The sequence below is a fragment of the Nocardia sp. NPDC004260 genome (assembly GCF_053603155.1).
The window spans coordinates 1-2286 of record NZ_JBSGEZ010000231.1 but is presented as its reverse complement, the minus strand read 5'-3'; the positions used below and the strand labels follow the sequence as shown (position 1 = coordinate 2286).

General features: G+C 62.7%; 3 protein-coding genes and 1 pseudogene. 2 read left to right on the top strand and 2 right to left on the bottom strand.

What is annotated here, in order from left to right; all coding sequences use genetic code 11:
• Both ACWEO7_RS39240 and ACWEO7_RS39235 read left to right on the top strand, forming a co-directional pair.
• Positions 1–210 (top strand): hypothetical protein (locus ACWEO7_RS39240; RefSeq protein ID WP_452430886.1); only part of this gene is annotated, 210 nt, incomplete at its 5' end.
• Positions 211–284: 74 nt separating this feature from the next.
• Entirely contained in the window at positions 285–635 is a 351-nt protein-coding gene (locus ACWEO7_RS39235; RefSeq protein ID WP_452430884.1) for a DoxX family protein, read from the top strand.
• A gap of 168 nt (positions 636–803) precedes the next feature.
• On the opposite strand, the pseudogene ACWEO7_RS39230 reads toward ACWEO7_RS39235, so the two are convergent.
• Both ACWEO7_RS39230 and ACWEO7_RS39225 read right to left on the bottom strand, forming a co-directional pair.
• Positions 804–917: pseudogene (locus tag ACWEO7_RS39230) on the bottom strand (hypothetical protein); the annotation flags it as partial.
• Positions 918–1141: 224 nt separating this feature from the next.
• A partial coding sequence (locus ACWEO7_RS39225) for a hypothetical protein (protein WP_452430882.1) occupies positions 1142–2286 on the bottom strand: 1145 nt, incomplete at its 5' end.

Here is a 2286-nt window from a genome sequence, read left to right as displayed (position 1 = left end):
GGCTTGGTCGCCGCACTCGACGGCCGTAACATCCAAGCCCACCTCACCGGCGCCGTCGCCGACTGCACGGTCTGCGCCACCGTGTCCGGCCCGGTCACCGCCTGCCCAGCCGACCACGTCGCCGAGATCACCCGCACCGCGCAACGTCCCTTGGCAGCCACCGACATCGTCGACCACCTCGGCGCGGTCGGGTACATCGCGACCTCGTAGAAGCGAAGGTGTATGCCCCACCGGTTTCACCCGGGCAACCCCTTTAGAGCCAGATCCCAGGTTGGAGTGTCGTAATGTACATCGCCTATACCGTAGTCGCCGTGCTGCTCTCGCTCGTGTTGCTGGCCTCGGCGCGGGACAAGCTGGTCCGCAATCCGGCGCGGATGGCGGGCTTCGAGTCCATCGGGGTGCCGCTGACGTGGGTCCCGTGGCTGACGACAGCCGAGATCGCCGGCGCCGCCGGTCTCCTGGCCGGCATCTGGTTCGCCTCGCTGGGCGTCGCCGCCGCGATCGGTCTGGTGCTGTACTTCGTGGGCGCAGTCGGAGCGCATCTGCGCGGCGGCGACGCAGTCCACGTCGCACCGGCGGCGGTGATCCTGATCGTTTCCGCGGTGCTGATCGGCCTGCGCATCGCGACTGTGTGACCTCAGCTAACTAAAACTACGGGACTCAGCGGTGGCGGTTCGCGTTCTCATAAATGAGCGGATGCGAGGGTTCTGCGACAGCCCGGGATCGACTGAGAGACTTCCAGCATGGAGCTGACCCCCGAGCAGGCCGCCACCCGCGGTTGAACAACACGCTTGCCCCAACTGCGACGCACCCGCCAGCACTCGCGCCGCCGCGGCATCCTGCTCGACGGTGCGCACCCGCTCGCCCAGCTCACCGACCCGCGCCTCCAGCGCAGCGGCAGCGAGATGACCCCGCAGCTGCGGGTCCACTCCTCGACAGCCAGATGCAGCTGCTGGCGCGCGAACTCGAGATCGTCAAAACCTGTCTCTCCCATACGGATGACGGTATCCACACCAGCAGAAGCCGCGCCCTGTATCCGGTCGTGCCCCCGTTCTACGCCCTCCGAGACGGGCACGAGCGAGTCAGAACGGTCAGGTACATTGCATCCAGTATCGAATACAGGGGTCCGTTAGGGGTTCGGTCACACCAGCCCCTGCCCCGGTCCGACAGTTCCCAAGGAATTCTTCCATTTGGGGGAGAGCGCTGTTATGAGTGTTGCCAGGCGCGGGTCGCAGGCTGTGTCGCCGAGGATCCAGGATCGCACCTGCCGGGGAAATGAGTGCAGGTCTCCGGCGCTTCCGCTCTGTGCATGGTGCGAGGCGGCGAGGAGGATGCTGGTCTTGGCCGCTTCCGGGACTCGGGGCTGCTGATAGCGCTCATCGATGGGGTCGGGGAAAAGGTGGGGGCCGAGAGGAGCGGAAGGGCGTGTTTGGTCTGGACCGTGTCGGGTGAGAGCGATCGCCGAATGCGCGGGACCAGGTGTCAGCATTTCGACGACACACAGTGCTTGATTGGAAAGAAAGGTCAGGTTTTCGTCGTCGGGTAGGAACTTGGTAGCGCCTCCTTGCCAGTGGGTCGCCGGCAGATGGAAGACGTGCCCTTTCTTGCTGAGCGGATGCGGGTCGTCGGGAGCAACGGTGAGAAAGGCGTAGTGGCCTCGAACATCCACTCCGTCCAGGACGTGTGCCATGACCTCTTGCGTTCTGCCTCGTAGGCTGTTGTCGATGACAGTCAACGCCTCGGTGTTGAGACCGCGCCTATCGAGGTAGGTTGTGAAATGTTCCCAGGAACCGGTTATCCGATCTTTCATGTAATCCCATTGTTTTTCTTCTTCCAATTTCGTGCGGAAGGAAGACGGTAAGGGGATCTTGTTTCCCGTTCTCGCTTCGTAGTCTCGTGCGACCATCTCCATTACTGGTCTCGATACCACAATTTCTGCGCACTGGTTCTCGAAGAAGTGGGGGTCTCGTCCTCGTACGCCCGCTGCGAGGATGTGCCCGTCTCGGCCGAGGAAGGCAAACCTTCGGTTGGGGTTCAGTGCCGCTTCTCGGTGCAGATCACGGAGAATACTTTCGGCGATCCCGCTGTTGAACGGCACGATGTGTTCGAGGGCGACTTCGTAGGCCTCCACTACCGTTTGCTCACCGCGCTTGTCCAGTGAGAAGCTGCGCGCGATATCGACGGGACTGGAAAATGCTTTCTCTACAGGAGTTTCTGGGAAATTCCGAAGAAATTCTTCGTGGGATATGACCCGTCCTGAATCTTTCGCACGGGCCGGCTCCACAC